Origin of the sequence: Vibrio sp. ZF 223, assembly GCF_003050585.1 — a bacterium.
Classification (GTDB): domain Bacteria; phylum Pseudomonadota; class Gammaproteobacteria; order Enterobacterales; family Vibrionaceae; genus Vibrio; species Vibrio crassostreae.
Map to the genome: position 1 here is coordinate 324,232 of NZ_PIGB01000003.1, position 25,292 is coordinate 349,523.

The 25,292-nt window shown below is 44.1% G+C and carries 23 protein-coding genes; 7 read left to right on the forward strand and 16 right to left on the reverse strand.

The features are described from left to right. Positions 1–3: 3 nt before the first annotated feature. Positions 4–1,473, reverse strand: coding sequence for a cobyric acid synthase (locus CWO13_RS08930; RefSeq protein WP_108082821.1), 1,470 nt, complete (start codon positions 1,471–1,473; stop codon positions 4–6). Positions 1,474–1,743: 270 nt separating this feature from the next. Between CWO13_RS08930 and CWO13_RS08935 the strand changes: the two genes are divergently transcribed. Continuing rightward, positions 1,744–2,124 carry a YgiW/YdeI family stress tolerance OB fold protein gene (locus CWO13_RS08935; RefSeq protein ID WP_102433172.1) on the forward strand — a complete coding sequence of 127 codons (381 nt, stop codon included), beginning with the start codon at positions 1,744–1,746 and terminating at the stop codon, positions 2,122–2,124. Positions 2,125–2,222: 98 nt separating this feature from the next. Beyond that, positions 2,223–2,747, forward strand: coding sequence for a hypothetical protein (locus tag CWO13_RS08940; protein WP_048608275.1), 525 nt, complete (start codon positions 2,223–2,225; stop codon positions 2,745–2,747). Positions 2,748–2,913: 166 nt separating this feature from the next. Here the strand turns inward: CWO13_RS08940 and CWO13_RS08945 are convergent, their stop codons facing one another. From CWO13_RS08945 to CWO13_RS08960, 4 genes are all read right to left on the reverse strand, one after another. After that, positions 2,914–4,521, reverse strand: a complete 1,608-nt coding sequence (locus CWO13_RS08945) for an ABC-F family ATPase (protein WP_082153932.1) — start codon at positions 4,519–4,521, stop codon at positions 2,914–2,916. Between the two features lie 324 nt (positions 4,522–4,845). After that, on the reverse strand, positions 4,846–5,532 hold the full coding sequence (locus CWO13_RS08950) for a putative ATP-dependent zinc protease (RefSeq protein ID WP_102433171.1): 687 nt from the start codon (positions 5,530–5,532) through the stop codon (positions 4,846–4,848). 11 nt (positions 5,533–5,543) lie between these two features. After that, positions 5,544–6,728 (reverse strand): amino acid aminotransferase, encoded by a 1,185-nt coding sequence (locus CWO13_RS08955; RefSeq protein ID WP_102433170.1) that lies wholly within the window; start codon positions 6,726–6,728, stop codon positions 5,544–5,546. A gap of 217 nt (positions 6,729–6,945) precedes the next feature. Continuing rightward, the gene (locus CWO13_RS08960; protein WP_102433169.1) at positions 6,946–7,782 is read right to left on the reverse strand and encodes an AraC family transcriptional regulator; all 837 of its coding nucleotides are present in this window, start codon (positions 7,780–7,782) and stop codon (positions 6,946–6,948) included. 132 nt (positions 7,783–7,914) lie between these two features. On the opposite strand from CWO13_RS08960, the gene CWO13_RS08965 reads away from it, so the two are divergent. Further along, positions 7,915–9,300 (forward strand): MATE family efflux transporter, encoded by a 1,386-nt coding sequence (locus tag CWO13_RS08965; RefSeq protein ID WP_102433168.1) that lies wholly within the window; start codon positions 7,915–7,917, stop codon positions 9,298–9,300. Between the two features lie 111 nt (positions 9,301–9,411). Here CWO13_RS08965 and nrdG read toward each other — a convergent pair whose 3' ends face one another. Beyond that, the gene (gene nrdG, locus CWO13_RS08970) at positions 9,412–9,882 is read right to left on the reverse strand and encodes an anaerobic ribonucleoside-triphosphate reductase-activating protein (protein ID WP_048662811.1); all 471 of its coding nucleotides are present in this window, start codon (positions 9,880–9,882) and stop codon (positions 9,412–9,414) included. 155 nt (positions 9,883–10,037) lie between these two features. Then, on the reverse strand, positions 10,038–12,158 hold the full coding sequence (nrdD, locus tag CWO13_RS08975) for an anaerobic ribonucleoside-triphosphate reductase (RefSeq protein ID WP_017109601.1): 2,121 nt from the start codon (positions 12,156–12,158) through the stop codon (positions 10,038–10,040). A gap of 303 nt (positions 12,159–12,461) precedes the next feature. On the opposite strand from nrdD, the gene CWO13_RS08980 reads away from it, so the two are divergent. Beyond that, positions 12,462–13,337, forward strand: coding sequence for an endonuclease/exonuclease/phosphatase family protein (locus CWO13_RS08980; RefSeq protein WP_102433167.1), 876 nt, complete (start codon positions 12,462–12,464; stop codon positions 13,335–13,337). Positions 13,338–13,426: 89 nt separating this feature from the next. Here CWO13_RS08980 and CWO13_RS08985 read toward each other — a convergent pair whose 3' ends face one another. The 5 genes from CWO13_RS08985 to CWO13_RS09005 all read right to left on the reverse strand — a co-directional run bounded on the left by CWO13_RS08985 (position 13,427) and on the right by CWO13_RS09005 (position 17,438). Then, on the reverse strand, positions 13,427–13,858 hold the full coding sequence (locus CWO13_RS08985; protein ID WP_065677065.1) for a YeeE/YedE family protein: 432 nt from the start codon (positions 13,856–13,858) through the stop codon (positions 13,427–13,429). Further along, entirely contained in the window at positions 13,858–14,319 is a 462-nt protein-coding gene (locus tag CWO13_RS08990; RefSeq protein ID WP_065677066.1) for a YeeE/YedE family protein, read from the reverse strand. The genes CWO13_RS08985 and CWO13_RS08990 overlap by 1 nt, the downstream gene beginning before the upstream one ends. Before the next feature lie 202 nt (positions 14,320–14,521). Then, a complete protein-coding gene (locus CWO13_RS08995) occupies positions 14,522–15,754 on the reverse strand; it encodes a glycosyltransferase (RefSeq protein ID WP_048662816.1) in 1,233 nt (410 codons plus the stop codon). A 99-nt stretch (positions 15,755–15,853) separates the two neighbouring features. Continuing rightward, the gene (locus CWO13_RS09000) at positions 15,854–16,318 is read right to left on the reverse strand and encodes a GNAT family N-acetyltransferase (protein WP_108082857.1); all 465 of its coding nucleotides are present in this window, start codon (positions 16,316–16,318) and stop codon (positions 15,854–15,856) included. A gap of 22 nt (positions 16,319–16,340) precedes the next feature. Beyond that, the gene (locus tag CWO13_RS09005) at positions 16,341–17,438 is read right to left on the reverse strand and encodes a ketoacyl-ACP synthase III (protein WP_017097618.1); all 1,098 of its coding nucleotides are present in this window, start codon (positions 17,436–17,438) and stop codon (positions 16,341–16,343) included. Positions 17,439–17,560: 122 nt separating this feature from the next. Here CWO13_RS09005 and trxC point away from each other — a divergent pair, with 122 nt between their 5' ends. Next, a complete protein-coding gene (gene trxC / locus CWO13_RS09010; RefSeq protein ID WP_048660138.1) occupies positions 17,561–17,995 on the forward strand; it encodes a thioredoxin TrxC in 435 nt (144 codons plus the stop codon). A gap of 109 nt (positions 17,996–18,104) precedes the next feature. Here the strand turns inward: trxC and CWO13_RS09015 are convergent, their stop codons facing one another. Next, positions 18,105–19,772 (reverse strand): GMC family oxidoreductase, encoded by a 1,668-nt coding sequence (locus tag CWO13_RS09015; RefSeq protein ID WP_107899116.1) that lies wholly within the window; start codon positions 19,770–19,772, stop codon positions 18,105–18,107. Then, positions 19,765–21,351, reverse strand: a complete 1,587-nt coding sequence (locus CWO13_RS09020) for a long-chain-fatty-acid--CoA ligase (RefSeq protein WP_102433163.1) — start codon at positions 21,349–21,351, stop codon at positions 19,765–19,767. Before CWO13_RS09020 ends, CWO13_RS09015 begins: the two co-directional genes overlap by 8 nt. A gap of 389 nt (positions 21,352–21,740) precedes the next feature. Between CWO13_RS09020 and CWO13_RS09025 the strand changes: the two genes are divergently transcribed. Further along, entirely contained in the window at positions 21,741–22,766 is a 1,026-nt protein-coding gene (locus CWO13_RS09025; RefSeq protein ID WP_102433162.1) for an AraC family transcriptional regulator, read from the forward strand. Positions 22,767–23,036: 270 nt separating this feature from the next. Beyond that, positions 23,037–24,188: an MFS transporter gene (locus CWO13_RS09030; protein ID WP_102433161.1), complete on the forward strand. Its 1,152-nt coding sequence runs from the start codon at positions 23,037–23,039 to the stop codon at positions 24,186–24,188. Between the two features lie 119 nt (positions 24,189–24,307). Here CWO13_RS09030 and CWO13_RS09035 read toward each other — a convergent pair whose 3' ends face one another. Both CWO13_RS09035 and CWO13_RS09040 read right to left on the reverse strand, forming a co-directional pair. Beyond that, positions 24,308–24,643 carry a winged helix-turn-helix domain-containing protein gene (locus tag CWO13_RS09035; protein ID WP_065677073.1) on the reverse strand — a complete coding sequence of 112 codons (336 nt, stop codon included), beginning with the start codon at positions 24,641–24,643 and terminating at the stop codon, positions 24,308–24,310. A 176-nt stretch (positions 24,644–24,819) separates the two neighbouring features. Further along, positions 24,820–25,149, reverse strand: a complete 330-nt coding sequence (locus tag CWO13_RS09040) for a winged helix-turn-helix domain-containing protein (RefSeq protein WP_108082822.1) — start codon at positions 25,147–25,149, stop codon at positions 24,820–24,822. Positions 25,150–25,292: the final 143 nt, after the last annotated feature.

A 25,292-nucleotide genomic window follows, 5' to 3' on the forward strand; every position in this document is an offset into this window, starting at 1 on the left:
TATCTATGTTCGTTTCAGTTCTGGCCAAAGCAGGTCAAGATCTAAGTACTCTTCAATGGCATCCGCGATTCGATTAATACCCAGCTCTTTAAGCTGTTCATGGTCAATCGCTGTTACATCGTTGGCTCCTGCCCATTCGCAAATAAGCGACAACGCATCACTGTTATCGAATACGCCATGCAGGTAAGTACCAAAAATCGAGTTGTCTTGATTTACAGCGCCATCAAGGTTGCCTGATTCTAACTGAACAGGTAAAGCCGTTTCATTGACATCAGTCCTACCTACGTGAATTTCGTAACCTTTTACTGGTGCTGTTTTACCATCAAGCGTCATGGTGCCGCGTACATTTGTTAAAGTTTTCTGCTGTGTAAGAGTCGTTTCAGTATCCAAATACCCTAACCCTTCACTGCTGCCGGGCGTACCTTCAACGCCATCAGGATCGTGGATGATGTTACCTAACATTTGATAGCCGCCGCAGATCCCCATCACTTTGCCACCTAAGCGCAAGTGACGTTGAATATCTTTATCCCAGCCTTGTTGTTTTAGGTAATCCAAATCTGCTCTTACAGATTTTGTACCCGGCAAGATAATCAAATCTGCATTGTTTACACGTTCGCCTTTACCGACATAACGTAAATCAATTGAAGGATTCAGTCTTAGCGCATCAAAGTCCGTGTGATTGCTGATTCTGGTTAACACCGGAACCACGACCTTAAGCTTAGCTTCTCCGTCAGACTCTTGAGCAGAGGTAATCGCATCTTCCGCTTCTAAGTTAAAACCATGAAGATACGGCAAGACACCAATCACTGGTTTACCAGTTTTTTCCTCTAGCCAATCTAGGCCAGATTGAAGAAGTGCGATATCGCCTCTAAAGCGGTTTATCACAAAACCTTTTACGCGAGCTTGTTCAGTTTCAGATAGCAGAGCCAATGTGCCGTAGAGGTGCGCAAAAACGCCACCACGGTCAATATCAGCAACGATGATCACTGGGATATCCGCTTTTTCAGCAAATCCCATGTTAGCGATATCATTTTCACGGAGATTGATTTCAGCTGGGCTACCCGCACCTTCAATCATTACACTTTCGTATTCTTCAGAAAGTCGGTCAAACGAATCGACAACCGTATCCATCGCAACTTTCTTGTAATCATGATAACCCGTCGCTTCCATGTTACTCAGCGCTCGGCCTTGCAGAATAACTTGTGCGCCGGTATCTGAATTAGGTTTTAGTAGTACAGGATTCATGTGAACGGTTGGCTCAATATTACAAGCTTGCGCTTGAACCGCTTGAGCGCGACCAATTTCACCACCATCTTTTGTCACAGCACTGTTTAACGCCATATTCTGTGGCTTGAATGGTGCCACTTTGATTCCTTTCCTTGCCAAGACACGGCATAAACCTGCCACCAATACACTTTTTCCGGCATCTGACGTGGTTCCTTGAACCATAAGGGCGCTTAATGGTGCTCGCATTTGTACTTAAATCCTTAATTTCTCAATTTGTAGCTGAAGGCAATATTTCTCTACCTCCATCTTAACGTCATTGCTAAGCAGATGCTCAATAAAATGAATGGAAAATGAATGTGTTACTCACTCTGGATTCAACCCCAGTGTTGTTTAATAGCTACATCGAAACGAAGCTTGTGAACGATAACAGGCGCTTCAACAAAAAACGTACTAACGAAAAGAAACGTTTCAAATTGAGAAAACGTTTCTACTAAAAACAACATTAAGGAATTCACCATGAAAAAAACTGTATTAGCTATCGCATCTACTATTATCCTTGCCCCAACTTTCGCAATGGCTAGTGACCACAGCAACAATAACAAGCACGAAAGCGCTATTGCTTACACTGGACCAATTGAAACCGTTTCTGTTGCGACACTGCTTGCCGATACAAGCATGTTCGCAGAGCAAGAAGCAATTGTGGATGGCAAGATTGTTCGTCAACTAAAGAATGACACGTTTGTATTCTCTGACGGCCAGAGTGAAATTCAAATAGAACTGGATGATGACATCCGCCTAGCACAACCGCTAACCGCTGATACAAAAGTTCGTATCTTTGGTGAATACGAAGGCGGAAAAACTCCGGAAATCGAAGTAGATCATATCCAAGTTCTATAAGCGATAATTATAAAACATACTGACTTCAAACAATTGGCCTGCATATTGCAGGCTTTTTTGTATTATACTGCCGAAAATACAATTTATATGGAGTCACCATGCTAGGTTGCACGAATAAGACTGTCCTCTTAGGACTCGCTGCACTGTGTTCATTCTCTGCGTCTGCAAACAACTTTAACTACAACACATTCGAGCTGCGCATGGGTACTAGCCCAAGTACTTTCGGCGGTGAAGTAACAACAATGTTCACTCAGAACTCTCACTTTGTTGCTCGTATCGATTCAGAGTTTGAAAGTGATTGGGATGCAGCGGTAGGTATGGGATTCAACGGCCCAATCAGTCAATTTGCTGACGTTACTGGTCAAATGTTACTGCACAACATCGAACGTAATGACGACAACCACATCAAAACAGAAATCAACCTTGGCTTGAGAGCTTGGTTAATGGCAAACGTTGAAGTTAACGCGCGCCTTGGTCAACTGATCGACAACGATGACACTCGTTCTATTGTTGGTATCGGTGCTCGTTTCCATTCTACTGATCAACTGTCTGTTGGCCTTGATATGCGTAATAACGGCACATACGGCCACCAAATCTTAATGTCGGCTCGATTCGGATTCTAATCTAGATTTCGTATCTAGGTTTTATTGATAAGCTTAGGTTTAGTTACTGAGTAATAAATAGCTGAACATATTACATAGAAAAGCGCCGAACACATTAATGTTCGGCGCTTTTTGTTTATGAGTTTCGCTGGCTTCTAGTCGCTCATGCTCTAAGCCAGCGACTTACTTATAAATTAACCATCAGCATCTTTTTCTGGTGATCTAGGTATTCTTCGTAAGTACCTTGGAAGCTCACTAGCTGTTGGTCTTTCACATCGATGATGTGTGTTGCTAGTGAAGAAACGAACTCGCGGTCATGGCTTACGAAGATAAGTGTGCCAGTGTAAACCTTAAGTGCATCGTTCAGGGCTTGGATTGCTTCCATGTCCATGTGGTTGGTTGGTTCGTCCATTACCAGCACGTTGATGTCTTGCATCATTAGCTTGCCGAATAATAGACGGTTCTTTTCACCACCAGAACAGTTACGCGCTTTCTTGTTCGCATCATCAGCAGTAAACAATAGACGACCTAGAATGCCACGGACCATAAGGTCATCGTGCTTCGCTGTACGCCATTGTGAGATCCAATCGAAGATGCTCAGGTCGTTATCAAAATCCTTAGTGCTGTCTTGTGGGCAGTAGCCTACCGATGCGTTTTCAGACCATTTAACGATGCCTTCGTTTTGCTCTAGCTCTTGAACTAGGCAACGTAGCAGCGTGGTTTTACCCACACCGTTTTCACCGATAACCGCAAGACGAGTACCCGCTTCAAGTAGCAAGTTACCACCAGCAAACAATGTTTCGCCATCGAAGCCGTGACCAAGGTCTTGAAGTTCAAGCGCTTGACGGTGCAGTTTCTTACCTTCGCCAAAATCAATCGACGGGCTCATACGGCTCGATGATTTCACTTCATCCAGTGTGATTTTGTCCATTTTCTTAGCTCGTGAACTTGCTTGTTTTGCTTTAGATGCGTTTGCACCAAAACGGTTTACGAAGTCTTGAAGCTCGCTGATTTCAGCCGCTTTCTTAGCGTTGCTTGCTAATAGCTGCTCACGAATCAAGCCAGATGCTTCTAGGAAGTACTCGTAGTTACCAGGGTAAACACGTAGCTCACCGTAGTCGATATCAGCCATGTGCGTACATACAGAGTTCAGGAAGTGTCTATCGTGCGAAATGATGATCATTGTACATTTACGCTGGTTTAGCTCTTCAGCAAGCCAGTTGATCGTATGAATGTCCAAGTTGTTGGTTGGTTCATCAAGTAGCAAGATATCTGGGTTTGCAAACAGAGCTTGTGCCAATAGCACACGCAGTTTCCAACCTGGAGCAACTTGCTGCATCAGACCGAAATGGAACTCTTCTTCGATACCGGCTTGGATTAGGATATCGCCAGCACGGCTTTCTGCTGTGTAGCCATCCATTTCCGCGAATTCGCTTTCAAGTTCTGCAACTTTCATACCATCGTCTTCGCTCATTTCTGGCAAAGAGTAAATGCGGTCGCGTTCTTGTTTTACTTCCCACAGTTTTCTGTCGCCCATAATTACAACGTCAATAACGCTGTATTGTTCGAAAGCGAACTGATCTTGGCTAAGCACACCCAGTTTTTCTCCTGGAGTGATAGAAACGTTGCCCGAACTTGGCGTTAATGCGCCACTTAGGATTTTCATGAACGTTGATTTGCCGCAACCATTGGCGCCGATCAAACCATAACGGTTGCCGTTACCAAATTTAGCAGAGATGTTTTCAAACAGCGGCTCTGCGCCAAATTGCATTGTGATGTTCGCGGTAGATATCAAAGAACTAATTCCTAAGCGTGTACTGACAGATAATTATTAGGCTATTTCAAGAACCTAAATAAGAAGTACGAAAGTATGGATTAAACAAAAATCGAAGCGCGGATTATATAGAGATCTCGATCACGTTGTCGAGGTTAAACAGTAAACGAATAGTAAACATAGACCATTTAGATGCTTTTCATACGTTATTGGGGTGTAAATAGAAAAATCCCCACCAGCAGAACCGGTAGGGATTTCATTTATCAACACTAAAAGTCTTTTAAGCTCGTCACTTTTGAAACTATAGCTCTTCCAAACGAAAAGCTTTGATGACAAGCAGAACTGTTATTTAGTTATTTTCTTTTGAACGTATTTTTGGCTTACATCTACTACCGCAACATCTCTAAAGAAGCTTCTACCCAACAGAATTGGGAAAGAAAGATGCGTTCGATCTGCTAGCGTAAACTCAGTCTTGTCTTTTAGGTCGCCAATTTGAATTGAAGCGACAACAACAGCACGTCGTTGTGTGCCTTCCGCGCTCGACTGCTTAATTTTAACCCAACGTTCTACCGGCAAGCTAATCTCGTCAGTTGTGATGCCGTCGTGTTCAATCTTGAACTTAACCCAGTCTTTTCCGTCACGTTCGAACTCAACAATATCAACCGCACTGATCGATGATGTTGTCGCACCTGTATCAACACGTGCTTTAAACGCTTCTTTCAAACCAGGAACAAACACCCACTCTTCCTCACCAAGAATCAGCTTGCCATCACTTGTCTTCGTTGGTTTTGCTGCCGGCTTCTCAACGGGTGCAGGTTTCACTTCAGGTTCAGTTGGTTTTAGTTCTTCAGGCTTCTCTGTAGGTTCTGTTACTTTCTCGCCTTCCGTTGTATCAGTCTTAGAAGAGTCATCCACAACTGGTTGTTCTATTTGGGGCTTTTGTTCGGGCTCTGTCGGAATTTGTGTCGTTGTCGAGCAAGCAAACAGGCCACCACTTAGCATGAGAGTTACTATCGCTTTCCAATTATACATTCAGTCACCTTCTATTTTGAAACATTGGCTATCGCTTTTGCTACATAAGGAATATGGGATTCAGAAAGGCCTGCAATATTGATGCGTCCATCACCAACACCATAGACTCCATACTCTTCACGTAATTGATTCATTTGAGTTTCTTTAAAGCCTAGTACACTAAACATGCCTTTATGGCTTTCAATGAAATCAAATTGTGACGTGTTATAAGTATTTCGCAATTCATCACATAAACTTTGGCGCAGATTTAACAAACGTTGCTGCATTTCACTCAATTCTTGCTTCCAAATCGATGTTAGCTCTTGATTCTGAAGAATTGTTTTAACCAAAGCGGCACCATGATCTGGCGGCATTGTATAAGTTGAACGAGCAAGCGTAAGAAGCTTACCTTTAGCATTACCAACGTGTTCGCTGTTCTTGCCAATCACGATAGCGGCACCCGTTCTTTCACGGTATAAACCGAAGTTCTTCGAGCAAGATGTCGTAATCAACATCTCTTCGATGTTGTTAGCCATGTGTTGAAGACCTTTAGCATCTTCTTCTAGGCCATCACCAAAACCTTGGTAGGCAATATCAACGAACGGTAAGAAACCATTCTTCTGAGATAATTTGGTGATTTCCTGCCACGCTTCAAAGTCGATATCTGCACCCGTTGGGTTATGGCAGCAACCGTGCAGTAGTACCACGTCTGATGGACCCGCTTTCGAAAGGTCATCCAACATTCTTGCAGTATCAACTTGCTTCGTTTCAGGACTGAAGTAATTGTAGTATCGAACTTTTAAGCCTGCCGCTTCCATCACCGGTTTGTGGTTAACGTAGCTTGGGTTTGAAATCCAAACTGTGGTGTCTGGTTGAGAAACTTTCATTAAGTCACCCAACATGCGAAGTGCACCACTTGCACCAGGTGTTTGAATCGCAGCAACGCGATCCATTGCAGAAGTCCCTTTAAGCAGCAGATCAACCATGCTCTGGTTAAACTCTTCACAGCCTGCTAGGCCAACGTAAGCTTTGGTTTTCTGCGTATCAACAACGATATCTTGAGCCATAGAAACGGCTTTCATGATCGGTGTTTCGCCTTGGTCGTTTTTGTAAACGCCAATGCCTAAGTCGACTTTCTCAGTACGAGTATCGCCGCGGTAAGCAACAGAAAGAGATAGAATTGGATCTAAAGTTGGTTTTGGTAGATGTGAAAACATGAAAGTCACAACCCTTTGAAATTCAAGTAATGAGTTTCACGTTAACATTATCGTAGACAAATCAGAAACATTTTTTAATAGAAGCGCTTAGTTACCATAAGTAATCAGAGATTGGTCATTTCAAACGGATAAATAGTGCAAATTTCATACACCTAATGACCTATTTAACAATTTAAAGCGCTTTATTTCTATGTGTCTTATGTTCCCATGTGCCCTATTAAGCACTTTGTTTAAATTGCCTTGGTGTCATTCCCGACCACGCCTTAAATCGAGTACTAAAGTTAGCCGCATTCGGGTAACCCACGATCTCGCCAATGTGTTGAATCGACCAATCACTCGATTTCAACAAACGTGCTGCGTATTCCATCCTCATGCGCATGATATGAGTCATTGGACTATGTGAGTAATAACGCTGGCACAAGCGATGGAAATGCGGCTCTGAACACGGAAACAAGCTCGCAAGTTCATGAACGTTCCACTCTTTATGGAGCTGTTTTTGTACGTTGTTGAACACTCGTCTTAAACGAATCAAATTTCTAGATTGCTGCTGCGGGACTGGCGCATTAATCATGAATTCTATTTGGGCTACGCTGTGAATGGCAATCGCTCCACCGAGATCAATGGGCAACGCGATGCTTCTTAACAAGGTATGAATGCAAGACGAGACAACTTCTGCTGCCGGAGAGAGCGTATAACTCACCTCATCATTGACGACATTTTCCCAGTGCTTATCAGGCGATAGAAAGATCCAAGCTATCTGCCATGTCTCTTCTTCAATCCCAAAGCCGTTCTCAACGCCTGCAGGCACAGTAATACACGACCCCGGCTCTAGAATGTATCGACATCCTTCGCTTTCGAGCCACCCTTTGCCTCTTACGGTATACAGCAACATGTGTTTTTGTTGGTTCTTTCGATAAACAGAAAAGAAATCACGACACGATGCTGTACCACATTGAACAATACCCAGCTCTTCGAATGCCAATACATGGCTTTGATCGACAAACTCTTGATGGGTCTTTTCAGAGATCTCGTACCGTTCTTGTTTCTCGCTCATACCATTGCTAGCTCGTTCATGTTGCCGAACTACCAAAGTGGATAGTTTGACAAAAATTTGTGATGAACCTGAACAATACAGTTAAAACAAATACCGATAAACTTCTCGCATATTCACTAGAGGGGAAATGCGATGCTCTCGACATATCGTCATTTAGACAAAGAATTTTGGCAAAAGCTATTACACATCGGTTTACCTGTCTCACTGCAAACTATGTTGTTCTCATTGCTCGGCGTGGTCGATATTTTCATGGTCAATCAGCTTGGTGATGCGGCAACCGCAGCAGTTGGCGTTGGCAACCGTATCTTCTTCTTTAACTTAATCATGGTTTCCGGAATTAGCGGTGCAGTCAGCGTGCTAGCTTCGCAATATTTTGGAGCGGGTGATTTCAATGGCATTCGACGTGTCTTGTCGCAATCTTGGGCGTTGTCTATCTTTGCTATCATCCCTTTTGTTTTGATTTATACACTGGTTCCTGAATCAGTCGTGTCTGTGGTGGCCTCAGACCCTGATTACGTCCGCTTGGCAACGGATTACCTTTGGATAACAGGAGCCAGCCTTATTGGTACGGCAATCGTTGTGCCGCTAGAAAGCGCGCTGCGATCTGTCGGTGAAGCCAAATTGCCCACCAAGATAAGTATTTGGGCAATCATCGTTAATGCGATTCTCAATGCCCTGCTGATCTTCGGACTATTTGGTTTTCCAGAACTCGGCGTGGTTGGCGCAGCGATAGGCACCACAGTTTCTCGATTATTTCAGACCATTGCGTTGCTTATTATGGCGAGGAAACATTACGCGCATCTATTCCCTACAATAGAGAGTTGGCGTGATGCAATCTTACCCAAGCACAGGAAGAAGTACTTCAAGATTGCCATTCCTATGTTAGTTCATGATACGGCATGGGCTGGTGGGATACTGATTTACAACGTCATTGTAGGTCAGATTGGCGTTGGTGAACTTGCGATCATCTCACTGTTATCACCAGTGGAAAGCATCTTAATTTCTGCCTTCTTGGGCTTTGCTGTTGCCGCTTCGATCATTCTAGGCAATGAGATTGGTGCGAAGAATTATCAACGTGTTGAAAATACCGCTTGGGGCTATGTACTTGTCAGTTGTGCACTTGCGACACTATTGGCAGTGCTGTGCTTTATCGCCAAGCCAGCCATTGTTCAATTAATCGATTTAACGCATCTGGAACTCAAAGATACAGCGGTCAACGTCGCTTTGGTGATGGCCGCAGGGATGATATTGAGAGTGTTCAACATGGTTGGCATAGGTGGCGTGTTAAAAAGCGGCGGAGACATCAACTACAGCATCTTCATCGACATATTTGGCCAGTGGGCCATTGGTATTCCCCTCGCCTATTTCACCGCTTTAGTACTGGGCTGGTCTTTAGAATGGGTGCTGATGATTGTGTTACTGGAGGAACTAGCGAAGATCGCTTTAACTAGCCAGCGAATTCACTCTAAGAAATGGATCAACAACCTAATAGAAGAGCGGGATCACGTCGCAGCTTGAATGGTAGTTTGAGCGAATAAACGAAAAGAACTCACACCCAAGGGCCGATTGGTTGCATTGCGCTAACCATGACGCCCTTTTTCGCTTTACAAGGGTGCTAAGTCACGACAGTTATATGTTAGTAAATCGATGGATAATTTGGTTTGAACTGCCACGCCAATCCAACATCGGATCCGCTTTGTCTTGTTCAAAACGACCATCAATCAAGGTATCAACGTACTCCAATACTTGCTTCTGCTTTTCATCGAGTTCGTCGAGTTCGTAACCCGTCCACATCCAAATATCTTTACCTTCACATTCTGCTTTTACACGCCGAACAAGCTTAAGCACTTCAGACACGTTTGCAGGATGCAGAGGATCACCACCAGAAAGCGACAAACCACGACGCTTGATTCGCGGATCATTGAGATCAGCAATAATGTGGTCTTGAAGTTCTTGAGTGAACAAATGCCCAGAGTCCAACCTTTGCGTCGATTGGTTATAACACCCGCGACACTGGTGTACACAACCCGACACAAACAAAGTGCAGCGTGTTCCTGGGCCATTTACAACGTCGATTGGGTGATATTGGTGATAATTCATAAGGCAGTATTGAAAACTCGTTATTGCTTAATAGTTTGAAGTGAAGTGCTGTCACAGCTGAAACGAAAGAATTGGTATCGACACAACACCGATACCAATCTTATTTCTTGAAACCTAGCTCTTCTAAGTAAGCTAGATACTGATCTTAGCGGTTACTAAAGATGCTTCACGCGACGTTTAACTTCTTCTTGCTTACCGAAGTTAAATGGTCGTGCATCTGGGCTACCAAGGTAACCGCAAACACGGCGTGTTACCGATACTTTCGTAGAATCATGGTTGCCACACTTAGGACACGTAAAGCCCTTACTTGTACAGTCAAACTCACCGTTGTAACCACACTCGTAGCACTCATCAATAGGCGTGTTGGTGCCGTAGTAAGGTACGCGTGTGTAGCTGTAGTCCCATACGTTTTCTAGCGCTTCGATGTTCTTCTGCATGTTAGGGAATTCACCGTAACAAATGAAACCACCGCTAGAGATTTCAGGGTAAGGCATCTCGAAATCGATCTTGTCGTATGGGTTCACTTTCTTCTGCACATCTAAGTGGAAGCTGTTAGTGTAGTAACCGCGGTCTGTTACACCATCGATCACACCAAACTCTTTGGTATCGATGCTGCAGAAACGGCTACATAGGTTTTCACTTGGTGTGCCATATAGGCTGAATGCGTAACCTGTCTCTTTTGTCCAAGATTCCACTTCACGCTTCATGTATTCCACCAGCTCAAGCGCTTTAGCACGCATTTCGCCATCGTCGTACAAGTGAACGTCAGTGCCGTAAAGCGCTGTCATTGCTTCGTGGATACCAATGTAACCAAGAGAAACAGATGCACGGCCGTTCTTGAAGATATCAGCAATAGAGTCGTCTGCTTTCAAGCGAACACCACACGCACCTTCCATGTATAGGATTGGAGCAACACGTGCTTTCACGTTTTCTAGACGAGAAATACGAGTTTCTAATGCACGACGAGCAAGCTTGAGTTTTTCATCAAGCAGTTCGTAGAACTTAGCCATATCTTGCTTTGCGTTAATCGCGATACGTGGCAAGTTCAAGCTCACAACACCTAGGTTGTTACGGCCTTCATGAATCAGCTCACCGTTTTCTTCGTAAGTATTCAAGAAGCTACGGCAACCCATTGGTGTTTTGAATGACCCTGTCACTTCTACTACTTTGTCGTAGTTTAGAATGTCCGGGTACATACGCTTAGACGCACACTCTAGCGCTAATTGCTTGATGTCGTAGTTCGGATCTTGCTTCTGGTGGTTCAAACCATCTTTGATTGCAAACACCAGTTTAGGGAACACGGCTGTTTTACGGTTTTTACCCAAACCTGCAATGCGGTTTTTCAAGATAGATTGCTGGATAAGTTTTGAACCCCAGCTTTCGCCTAAACCAAAACCAAACGTCACAAATGGTGTTTGACCGTTAGCAGTGTGCAGCGTGTTTACTTCGTATTCCAATGACTGAAACGCGTCGTAACACTCTTTCTCTGTACGAGAGATAGCAAAAGCTTCTGGGCTATGAATGTCCCACTCTTTCGCTAACGATAAATGCTTCTCGTAACTCGCCATCACGTAAGGCTCTAAAACCTCATCGATACGGTTAATCGTAGTACCGCCATAAATATGGCTCGCCACTTGCGCGATGATTTGCGCTGTAACCGCAGTCGCCGTAGAGATCGACTTCGGAGTGTCGATTTCCGCGTTACCCATCTTGAAGCCATGCGTTAACATGCCTTTCAGATCGATAAGCATACAGTTAAACATTGGGAAGAACGGTGCGTAGTCTAGATCGTGGTAGTGAATGTCACCACACTCGTGAGCTTGTACGATGTCACGTGGCAAAATGTGAGTTTTCGCATAGTGTTTAGCCACGATACCCGCCAGCAAGTCACGCTGAGTTGGGATAACTTTGCCGTCTTTGTTGGCATTCTCATTGATCAGATCAACATTGCTTTCTTCGATCAAACCTTCGATCTCACGAGTCAAAGCACTTTGCTTTTCACGTGCGATGTCGCGGTCATGACGATATTCAATGTAAGCACGAGCCAGAGACTTATAGGGTCCCTGCATTAACTCGTTCTCGACCATGGTTTGAATTTCAGAGATATGAACTTCATCGTAGTCTTCGAGCTTCAACTCAACTGCTAATGCCACATTCAGTGCATAAATAGCAATTTCCTTATCGGCTTTGTCTGATGCTGCTTCCACTGCAGCTTGGATGCGATCTCTACTGAATGGAGCTCTTGAGCCATCACGCTTGATTACGATTGATTTCACCACTTCTCCTTACTCTTGAGGTATTCACAGACTTATCCACAAACACACTATATAGAGCGATTTATCGTTTAACTAACACTAGATATTGTGGCGTATTTAACGAGAACCACCAACTTTGAGTATTGATTTGGATCAATAAAACTCTCACGCTGACTAAGATCAATTCAATATTATTACGCCAGTTCTCAAGTCGAAAAGAAACAATGTAACAATAAAAAAACTGCTAAAAAGAGTTGAATTTTTGGTAAGTGTTGTAGGATAACGGCTCATCAATATTGGCAGACAAAATTAGGGATATTTGGCATGAAACGACTTCGAAACTGGATAATGTTAGGTTGCGTACTCAGTAGCCACGCATTTGCTGAACCTTTGACCATATCCAGTTGGAATATCGAATGGTTATCAACCAACGAGGCTGTGAATAAGTTTTCCGCCCAACGTGATCAAGCTGATTTCAACAAACTTGAAGAATACTTTCAGTCTTTAGATGCGGATGTGGTCGCCTTTCAGGAAGTCGACGACTTAAATGCCATTCAGCGCGTGGCTGGCGATCAATACAAGATATTGATGTCTGACCGAGCATTACCAGAAAACAGTAACCGCCAGTTCAAAGAAGTGAACCAATACACAGGCTTCGCAGTTCGCAAAGGAATCACACTCACCGACTACGCTGACTTTCCTCTGGAGTTGGATTCTAACAGCAAGCTTAGGTTTGCCAGCTATGTGGTCGTTGAAACGGACTCAAAACCAATTCACATGTTGTCTGTGCATTTAAAGGCAGGCTGCAGCGGAGCGTATAAGTCTAACCGCGATTGTTCGCGCCTAAAAGACCAAGCACAGCAACTGAATAAATGGATACAACAAAGAGAACGTAACGGTGAAGACTACGCGATCTTAGGCGACTTCAACCATAACCTATCCTACTCAAGAGATTGGATGTGGAAGGATTTAACTGAAAACACGGATGCTCGTTTGGCGACAAGGAAGACCCGTGCAGATTGTAAGGTTCGCTCAAATCGTAATAACCACCGCACGCACCAGTTCCGTTCTGTAATAGACCATATTGTGGTGAGCAAGTCCTTAGATGCTACTCCTGCGAAACAAAAGGTATTTGAAACGCAAGATGTGCTGGACTACAAACTCAGTGACCACTGCCCAGTTTCAACGACTATCAACTAATTGTTGTAGATCTAAAAAGAGACCGACTGGCTGCGAGTCGGCCTCTCTAATGCTTATATCAAGCCAATTCGATACACGATAGGTTTACCCTAACAGGTTTTATTCGTTCGACCTGCCAACCACATCCCCGCCAGCATGCTTATCATAAACACCCACACGGTTGGGTTACCGCCACTAAGACTCGTAACAGCAGGTCCTGGACAAAAGCCTGCAAGCCCCCAACCTAATCCAAACGCTGTTGAACCTAGAATCAGTTTTCTGTCGATTAGCGGATTGTTACGGCTATCTAACGGCTCACCATTGATCGCTTTAGCGCGCTTTTTAATGACTAAGTGATAAAACGGAGCGAACACCAGTAGCGCACCGCCCATCACAAATGCCAAGCTGATATCCCAATTGCCAGTCACATCTAAGAAGCCAAGTACTTTCTTTGGATCAACCATACCTGAGATGATCATACCCGAGCCAAACAAGATTCCAGCAAGTAAACCAACAACGATACTAAATGAAGAATTTTTCATTATGCCCCCAACCCTATCAGGTTCTTGATAAGCACGGTTGCTATTGCCACACCCATGAATACACACGTTGCGATAATGGAGCGTTTAGACAAACGCGCCATGCCGACAATGCCATGCCCACTAGTACAGCCGTTTGCCGTTTTAGTGCCAAAACCGACTAACAGACCAGCAATAACGACTACCAAAAGGTTCATCTCTTCCAATTGAGGGAGTTGGTAACCGGTAGGAATTAACAACCAACCACTAACTACCATTCCAACAACAAACGCGATACGCCAATGCTTTTCAGTTTTTTCTGCATCCGTGTCTTTGCTTTCTTTGTTGCTGGTGCGAACTGGTAATAAACGGCTGACAATGCCACTAATACCTGCAACTCGACCAATGCCCAACATTAAAACAATGGCCGACACACCTAACAACATGCCACCGAAAAAAGCATCCCAAGGAATAAAACTAACCACTGGCCTCTCCTATCCACAAACTCGAATCTAACTCACCGCTATTTAAATTAGAGTTTACTAATAAATATAAATTAGTCAATGCTAATGTAATACCAGCATGTTTCGGTTTGTAAATCAGTAATCAAAAAGCTTCCCCCATGAAAAAAGCCCCTAGGTGTTAACCTAAGGGCTTAAGATTTCTTCTGTCTGTGGTAAAGAACCGTTATTTAATCTTATTCTTCTCCGCAATCCACTGCGACATGTACTTAGTGCTTGCCATGCTGTGGTGCTTTAGCATTGAACCGAAGAAATTATCCAGTCGATGCGAATCAAGCTCAGAATCTAGCGCAATTAATCGCTCGATCAATTTGTCGCCCAGTTGATTCTGTTCATAGTACGCTTCAAGAATTGAATGACACTGGCTTTGAGCTTGAAGCCACTTATCTTCATCTTTATAGAGAGCGACAGCTTGTTCAACAAACTCGTCGATATCATCTGCCACCGCACCCGGCCATTGCAGTTTGCCTTGTGGTAGCATGCCTTCACTGCCGATCTCACTCGTCACGTTTGGAGTTTGCAGCTTCATCGCATCAAGCAGCTTACCTTTAATGCCCGCACCAAAACGTAATGGCGCAACACAAACACGTGCCTGTTCCATCACTTCTTGAGCATCTTTAGCCCAACCTTTGATGTGGAAACCGGTTTTAGGGTTATGCAAAGCGGTTGCCTTTGGCGGCGGGTATGAACCGTAAATATGAAGCTCAGTGTCAGGCAACTGCTTACGAATCTTCGGCCAAATCTTCTGTAACTGAAGCACCGCATCCCAGTTAGGCGCATGTCTAAAGTTACCTATCGTCATGAAATGCTTACGTTCTTCAAAACTTTTTGTGCTTTCAGGTAACGTATTAAGATCAACCATAAACGGCAGATGATGTAACAGCTTTGGATCGATATTGAACTCAGATTGGAGCAGTTCCATCTCGTAGCTTGAGATGATCAACGAAAGATCACAGCGCAGAATCGCGGCAATTTCACGTTTCGCCAAATCACTGTACAGGTATTCTTTCGTTAACTCTGTCTCTTTCTTAACTGCTTCATGTCGAGCATTGCGTAGGAATTGTAAATCTTCAGTATCCAGTAGTTTAAAGGCATTCGGACATACCTTCTCAACGCGCCAGCCGAATTGCTCTTCCATCATAAAGCGGTCAAACATTACAACATCAGGTTGCAGCTCTTCGATGTACTGGTCAAAGCTATCGCAATTTAGCTGAATAGATTGGCTTGTGATGCCCTCTTCTGAGAGGTCGATCATGTGCTCGGTTTCTTGAGCTGGCGTTGCGAATTCAACAGACCAACCTTGTCTCTTAAATAGACGCAAAAGAGACATCATGTGGCTGCCAGCCGCCGATGAATTCGGTTCTGGCCAAACGTAGCCAATTGCTAAAACTTTCTTCAAAACACTTCCTAAGAAATAACAAAAGGGACTGTAGAAGTCCCTAATTAAACGTAAATCAATTTATACCGCTGATTATAATTGGTTCTAAGAACTCAGCGATCAGATTCGCTCACCTACATTGCGAGCTATCATAAGCACTTCATCAGCAGAGTACAGGTTTGAAATCGTGGTTTCGACCTCTGCACCTAACGTCAATTGATAAAGCTTTTGTGCAAAGTTGTCAGCTCTGGTGGTCACTAATACATGTTTTAGCGTCGAGCCTTGCTCTGCTAGCTTCTGCTTCACTTGCGGCAAGGAGTCCAGAATCAGTTGTTTTCCCAATCCTTTCCCCTGCGCACTTGGTAACACGGCAAGTTGCTCTAGTTCTAAAACAGCTTCAGGTCTAAACCCACTCTTTTGCACCCAAATTATGTAGCCAACAATCTCACCTTCGCTCTCTGCAACGAAGTTAAGAAAGCGTGGTGAAGCGCTTAAGTTACATTGTAACCAATCTTTTGAGTTTTGCTGTCGAACAAAAGTAGCTTGGTGAACTAAAGCCGCACCATCAAGGTAGGCTTTTGCCATAAAACGAACTTGCGCCATGTTGCTACTCGTTCTCAGAATTAGGACGCGTTTTACAGTGTAAAATGGCTCTTTCCAAAAGCTCTAAAGCCGACTTATCCGCTTCTGGAAGCTTAGCATCCGATTGACCTAGTGGTTCAACACGGCTACCCCATTTAATATGACCAGCACCCCAAGTTAAACCAGCACCGAATGCCGCTACAAGGATGTTTGAGTTCGGTTTAACAAAGCCTTGCTCTAACGATTCACACAATGCAATTGGCACAGTCGCAGCCGACGTGTTGCCGTAATTTTGAATGTTCACGAACGCTTTCTCACGTTCAATGCCCGCCATATCGCACAGAGTTTGAATGATTCGGATATTTGCTTGATGTGGAATCACAACGTCAATGTTGTCTGTTGAGATGCCAGTACGGCTCAATACTGTGTGTGCTGCTGCACCCATGCCTTTAACCGCTCGTTTGAAGATCTCTTTACCTACGAAATCAAAGTCCCAGTAACCGTTGTCAGCAGCGAAGCGATCCATAGATGTACCGAACTTGGGTACCGCTAGAATATCGCGGCCTTCTGCGTCACAACCTATCTGCGCTTCTTGCAGGCCAACTTGTTCTTCAGTGCGAGATAGAACCACAGCGCCAGCGCCATCACCGAATAGAACCGCAGTATCACGCTTGGTCCAGTCGATGAAGAATGAAAGACGTTCTGCGCCCACAACGATTGCATTGCGGTAGTTGCCCGCTTGAATCAATCGAGTTGCGGTTTCAACACCGTAAATGAAGCCTGTACATGCTGCGTTAAGGTCAAAAGCCGCTGCGCTCTTGATACCTAGGTTCTGTTGAACCTTAGACGCAGTATTTGGAATAAGAGAATCAGGGCTGCACGTTGCGATGATCACGAGATCGATATCTTCGGCAGTAAGGCCAGCGCACGCCATTGCGTGTTGAGCAGCAACAGTCGCTAGCTCAGAGGTATTTACATGACTGATACGACGGTTTTCGATACCAGTTCGAGTACGAATCCACTCGTCAGACGTATCAATGAAAGTGCTTAAATCATCATTGGACAGCACGGCTGGTGGCAGACACTTTCCCCAGCCAGTAATTTCGGCGTAAAATTTTGTCATCATTTACCTGTTTATTGTTTGTTTTTATTTAAGTATCGTATTCTAGTTTTAAACAGTATAAGCGCTCCGTGCGTGATTCGTAAATCACGTTAGCCACGGAGTTACAATAAAAAGAGAAAGTTATGTCTACATTCAACACACGCTGCCCTTCTTGTAATGGCTTAAACCGAGTTCCTTCAGAAAGAATTTCAGAAAGCCCAACTTGTGGTAAATGCAAAACAGCACTGCTCGATGGCGCTCCTATCGAGGGAACATCACTTAATTTCCAATCTATCTTGAACAGTTCACAGCCTGTAGTTGTCGACTTCTGGGCGACATGGTGTAACCCATGTGTAGGCTTCGCGCCTGTGTTCAGCGACGTTGCAAAAGAACGCTCTGGAGATGTTCGATTCGTTAAGATTGATACTGAAGCTCAGCAACAGCTTGCTGCAATGTATCAAATCAGAAGTATTCCGACGGTGATGGTCTTTAAAGACGGTAAACGTGTCGACACGATCAACGGTGCGTTACCAAAAGGCCAATTTGATCAATGGCTTAATCAAGCTCTAACGAAGTAAGTTTGTTTCGATTCTTTCAGTGATCAACAAACAAAATAGGTTAAGGAATCTTAATAAATAAGGCTCCCTAACCTATTGTAAACCTGCTTGTTTTCTCTAACCTTTCCGGCTAACCAGTCATTTCGTGTTCTGCGCTCTCATTCGCGACCTGCTTATTTACACTGTCTTTCTTATCTAAGTTGTATTGGCTTTTAATCTGATCAGCGACTTTTTCAGCAATCATAATGGTTGGCGCATTAGTGTTTGCCCCAATCAGTGTCGGCATTACCGAAGCATCAATGACTCTCAAGTTATCCAATCCATAAACTTTGAGATCTTTATCTACCACGGCTAATGAATCACTATTAGGCCCCATTTTACAGGTTCCAACAGGGTGATATTGGGTATCAGCTCGGTTACGGATGTCTTGCTCTATAGCCTTGTCATCATTGACATCAACAGGATAAAAAGCATTGCCACGAATATCATCGAACGCTTCGCTTTCTAGCATTTGATACTGCTTTTTCCACCCTTTAATCATGATCTCCATGTCTTCAGGATGGCTGAAAAACGCAGGGTCGATCCTAGGTGGATCATAGGGATCATTACTATTGAGCGTTACAGTGCCATTACTTTTGGGACGCAACAATGTGACATGAGAGGTAAAGCCATGACTGGTATGAATTTTCCTCGCATGATCATCGACTACTGCAACGACAAATACAAACTCTAAATCCGGCACAGCGATATGATCATCGGAACAAAGAAAGCCGATTCCCTCTGCAAAGTTACTGCTCATCTTACCACGGCGTTCTTTGTGCCATAAGGGCAGTGCTTTGGTCATTTCAGATGCCATTTGCAATGAAATACCGAACGTTTCGCGCTTTTCGCTGCACTTATAGGAGTGAACCAAGTCGATATGATCTTGCAGGCTCTTGCCCACACCGGGTAATTCATGAACTTGTTCGATACCATGCGTCTCTAGTTCAGCTTTACAACCGACACCAGACAGTAATAGCAATTGGGGAGAGCCAAAAGCACCTGCAGACAAAATGACTTCCTTGTTGCATCGGATCTGATAACGTTTGCCATTGGAGCCGTATTCAACACCTACCGCTTTCTTACCTTCAAACAAAACCTTATGTGTGGTTGCTTTGGTCACGACGGTAAGATTCGATCGTGACAGGTTTGGAGTTAGGTAAGCCTTTGCAGCACTGCACCGTTCGCCATTCAGCTGAGTGACCTGAGTCGGCATTGCACCAAACTGAGCAGCCCCATTTATATCTTCATTGCGTGGCACACCTATCGACTCACACGCAGTTAAATACCGCTCCAACATCGGGCTTGGCGACCTAAGATTTGCCACATTAAGAGGACCACCTTGGCCGTGATACTCATCTTGGTGAACTTCGTTGTTTTCTGCTTTCTTAAAGTAAGGCAGACACGAATCATAGTTCCAGCCAGCATTGCCTAAGCTCTCCCATGTGTCATAGTCATAACGATGTCCACGGGCGTACATCATGGCATTGATAGAGCTGGAACCACCGAGAGTCTTGCCCCTCGGTTGATAGCCCTTCCTACCATTTAAACCCGGCTGTTCGACTGTCTTGAAAGCCCAGTTATTGAGCTTGGTCGGCATCATAGCCACAACGCCAACCGGCGTATGAATAAATGGGCTCGTATCTTTACCGCCAGCTTCTAACAAGCAAACCGTCACATTAGGGTCTTCCGACAATCGAGAAGCCATCACACAACCAGCCGAACCGCCACCTACGATGATAAAGTCATAGTTATCCATTGATTGCCTCCGCAACTTCTAAAGGGTGTAGCTCTCGTTTTAAGACTTTTCCGGTAGCAGTCATGGGTAAGGCGCTACGAATAAACACCTTACGAGGATATTTGTAGTCCGCGAGTTGCTCACGACACCAAGCCATCAAGGCTTTGCTATCACACTGGGTATGCTCGTGAAGTACAACATGGGCGTGAATCTCTTCACCCAACTGATCATGGTGCTCGCCCACCACCGCCACCATCTCCACATCAGGGTGACACATCAATACTTCTTCAATTTCTCGTGGATAAACGTTGTAACCACCACGAATGATCATGTCTTTAACACGATCAACAATAAACAAGTTACCGTGCTCATCGACGCGTCCGATGTCACCCGTTAAAAACCAACCGTCTCTGATCGCTTCTGCCGTTGCTTCAGGTCGTTGATAATAACCTTTCATGACACTTGGGCTTTTAATGCAGACTTCTCCCAAATCACCCATAGCGACAGAGTTGCCTTGGATGTCTGCAATCTTAATAAGGTGACCACATAAAGGCTGACCCACACTGCCCGAAAGTCTATCGCCATCAATGTGATTAAAGGTCGCAACCGGCGCAGTTTCAGACAGCCCATACCCTTCTAAGACTGGTAATTCGAAACGAGATTCAAACTGTCGTATAACCTCAAGCGGCATAGAAGCTCCGCCAGATACGCCTAACCTCAAACTGTGTTTGACTTGCTCTGAGCGCTCTAAAGACTCTTCTCCAGCTTTTAGAAGCGCAATATACATAGTAGGAACGCCCGCAAACACACTGACTTTATGGTTAATGATCTGCTCGATCACCAAGGACGGCTCAAAGCGCGGAATCAGCACCATGGTAGAGCCCGTTAACACGCTCGCGTTCATCATCACGGTTTGGCCAAAACTGTGGAATAGAGGAAGTGTGGCCATTGTGGTATCGCTATATTCCAATCTCATAAGATACTGCGAAGACATCGCATTGGTTTGCATGTTGGTGTGGGAAAGCTCAGCCCCTTTTGGCTGCCCAGTCGTACCAGAGGTATAAAGGATCACAGCAGTATCATCGCCATGACAAGCCACAGATTCAAAGGGAGTCAAAGGTTGTGCTAACCAATCAGCTATTGATTCATACTGCTCATGGTTTTCTGAAAGCATGGATGTTGCGCCGTTTGGTATTGGCATAGACACGAAATGTTCGCAGTTATCGACCTGGACAAAACCTTGTAATCCATAGCGTCCAATAGGTAACTCTTCACTGCCATCAAAACAAAGGTAAGCTTTCGCATCAGAATCATTGAGGTGATAAGCGATCTCTCTGCCCTTAAACAACACGTTTAAAGGCACAACGACACAGCCTGCTTTTAGAATACCGTAATAAGCAATGGGAAAATAAGTCACATTGGGACACGACAGCGCGACCTTATCGCCCTTTTTTAACCCAAGTCGTTCTAGATTGGCGGCTACCTTCCCAGCAAGTTGTTCCAACTGAGCGAAGCTAATTTCATCCGTGCCCATACGCAGAGCGGCTTTAGTTGGAAACAGCGAAGCGCTACGTTCCAAGTTAACAGCAAGATTGTGCATCCATGATCTCCTTATTTGGCTAGACCTAGCGGTCACCTTCGCCTTAGACGTTTTAATCGTTGTAATAAGTGTTGTCTTTGTTGCTATCAGAGCCTGCACATTGGCGTGTCATGTAGGTAAGAATACTTATTGAGCAAAATAGTATTTATTGAGCAAAATGTTTGAGGCGCTCCAATGTGCAACCCATCAAATTACAACATTTCGATAACATTTCGAACAGGTTTCAAAAAGACAAAAACCGGTGATATTCGGACATAGCTCAATCAGACCTTGAAAAACCTTGCACACATAAAGCAAAAGTTTGAACAAGCTTAGGAAAGTGAGAACAAGCAACAGGCGTAAATGTTAAAAGTTCGGTTAAGATATCGATATTCAACAAGAGGCAGCTTATGGAATACACCGCAGTTTACGAACCCGATATGCAAGCATTCGGCATTCTGGATCTTCAGTTGCTGCATCGTTACCTATCGCCTGATCTAAGTATCGAAGAGTTACTCGAAGGCAGTAACATCAATGCTCTCCAACTCAACACACCTGATACACACATCACTTTGGCGCAAAAGCTTGCTGTGTTCAGTAATGCGTTAGCGAACACAGATGAAGGTGGTTTAGGGTTAAGAGTCGGCCAACAAGCACGATTTAGCGACTTTGGTGTATTGGGCTATGCGGTGTTCAGTAGCGAGACGCTATTAGATGCTTTGTTGATCGGATTTAAATATCTGCAACTTGCCGGTCCAGTACTTAGAAAAACGATGTCAGTAAAAGATAACGTTGGATACTTTAGAGCCGAGCAGCTGATCGACTTGGACTCGCTGCTGCCATTTTGTTGCGAATATTGGTTCACCGCAATTCAAAGCCTGTGTGAAGAAGTACTACAACAACCATTCCCATCCCAAGTGATCCGCTTCCCTTACCCGAAGCCAGAATACGGCGACCTCTACACAGAAATTTTCCGTTGCCCTGTTGAATTCAATAGTGATCGCCTTGAATGGCAGTTTGATGCAACAAGTTTGTACTCGCCTCTTCCTACCGCCAATACCATCACGCTGCAGATGTGTCTGAAATCGTGTGACGACATGTTGGCAAAAGTCAGTGCGTCCACCAGCCTAAAAGAAAAAGTCTCTCAAATGCTACTAGAGAGACCTGGATGTTACCCTTCGATAGAATCTATTTCATCAGAATTGGGGATGTCTTCTCGAACGCTACGCCGGCACCTTAAAGCTGCCGATACCAGCTACCAGAAGATACTGGACCACGTTCGTTTTCACCTTTCTCGACACTACCTTTCTTCAACTCAAATGAGCATTGAAGAGATATCTGAGCGCGTTGGGTTTTCAGACAGCGCTAACTTTCGACATGCCTTTCGTAAGTGGAGTGGAAGCTCGCCCAGACAATACCGACAAGAAGTGGTCTAACACGATTAAACGCCCTAAATTAAAATCTGATGAATACAACGAACCTCTCTCCGTCTTTCAAATTAAATAGTCGTTTGAACAACGCTTTATCGGCTATTTAACCGCAGAAAATATCGCGAAAACATGAAATATCACAACGGTATTTTAGCTAACAAACACGATAAATTTCTTTTATCTTCACGACCATTTTTATTCGTTTTACCCAATCCAGTTTCTCCCCCATAGTCGCGGAAAATTCATCGTTTCTTTCACTATTTAGAGGCTGCTGCATTGGACAACATCCAACCAACAACCCGCATAACTGTTCCTGTTATTGCATTGTCTTTTTACGCGATAGCTTCAGGCTACTTAATGAGTTCATTACCATTAATGCTGTCTGAGTATGGCTTAGACAGTAATCTATCGAGTTGGTTGGCGAGTGCCTTTTATGCAGGTCTTCTAGCGGGTACGTTATTGATTGAACGCGCCATCGCTCGTATTGGTCATAAAGACGCATTCGTGGTGGCACTGAGCGTATTCATTGCAACGATCCTTGTATTGCCATTGATCCCACATCAAGCGGTATGGCTATTGGCTCGTTTTGTTGCTGGTGTTGCGGTAGCGGGCATCTTCGTAATTGTTGAATCTTGGCTAATGAGCGGTGATGAATCTCAGCGTGCGAAACGTTTAGGGGTTTACATGTGTTCGCTATACGGCGGATCTGCCGTTGGTCAACTTGGCATTGGATACCTTGGTATTACAGGCGGCGTGCCTTTCATTGCAATGTTCACCTTGTTGTTTGGTGCAATCATTGTGTTGATGTACGGACAAGCGACAGCACCACAAATTCACGATGCTAAGTCTTTATCACTGAAGCAAATCAGCAAACTGAGCCACAGCGCACTAATTGGTTGTATTGTATCGGGGCTAACACTTGGTTCTATTTATGGCTTGATGCCTGTAGAGCTGGCTCAGCGCAACATCGCACACCAAGATATTGGTGGTTTGATGGCGTTAGTAATTATGGGTGGTATGGCTGTTCAGCCGATGGTGACATGGTTATCTCACCACATAGGACAAGTGTTATTAATGGCTCTGTTCAGCTTACTAGGGGTTGCAAGCATTGGTGTAATAACGATAAACCATGATTTCTACGTACTAGGCATGAGCCTATTCGTACTGGGCATGGCAACATTCGCACTTTACCCAATTGCGATTAACTTAGGTTGTCGTAACTTAGACCCAAGCTATCTGGTGTCAGTGACTCAGGTTATGCTGTTGTGTTACAGCATCGGTTCAGTCGCAGGGCCATTAGTTGCAGATAGCTTTATGGACTCTCAAGCAGGACTATTTACTTACCTGTTTGCGTCTCTGCTAGCGACAACGATTTACATGTTAATCGCAAGTCTAAAGCGTTCTCCTCTACAGATTGCTGGCGAGTGATATAGCAAGTTCATTAGATAGAGAATAGTGGGGCTCTTCGTGACGACTAATCGTCTAAATGAAGCGCCCTTTTCTTTAACTGTAATAATGCGGAGAAATATAAAACCAGCGAACAGTGTTTAAGGTTGGAACACGTAACCTTCACCCGTTATCGTCATGATCAGCCCATCACCAAACAAAGATCGAATTTCCGATATGGCGACGATCACAGAAGAATTGGTGACTTTCTCACTTTCCCAGCCAATCTTCTTTAATTGACCAACACTGAACAATTCACCTCGATGTCGATTCATAAATAAAATGATCTTTCGGTATGCCAAAGGCATGGTAGCCAGTACGTAGCCATTCTCTACATTGCGAATAAGTTTGGTGTTGAGTTCAACAATTTTACCGTTTAATTCAAGTATTACGTTGTTTTCAGAGTGGTTCGTTTCTATTCCAGGATAAGAGTCCATTTTTAGATAATTCCCTTACTATATAGCCAGCGACAATGTCAGATTTGTTCGTATTTATATAACGTCGCTTATATGTGGACGTTTTAGATTTGACGATAATCAATGGAATTCGTACGGTAAAGAGATTAAATTTTTATTATTAAAATATTAATAGGATATCAATAGGAGATTATTTATTACTCCATGACATACCCTTCGTTGGAAATTGTTTGAATACAACGACAGTCGAGAACTCTTCTGATCTCGTAAATAGCCACCAATACAGACGCACATGTCACCGCTTTACCGGCCCAACCTATACGCTTCAATATTTGCTTGCTAACTACTTGACCTCTGTTCAGGTAAAGATAGAAAAGCACTTTACGATGAGGCTCAGAAAGCGTTCCTATTATTGAACCACAGCCCTGTTTTCGAACAATTTTTGTGCCTGATTGAAACTCTTTACTATTTAAAATGAGCTTTGATGGAAGAACAAAATCATCCACCTCGCCGATATCTTGTTGCATTTATACCTCACCCTGCATATGCAGTCGTGCTTTTAGATGTTTCTGATAGTACCGAATAGGGCAAAAATACTAAATTGATAGATAGCTCAATACAGTAATATTACTGCAAAGTTTGATCTTGCGTAATTGATCGAGGAAATAAG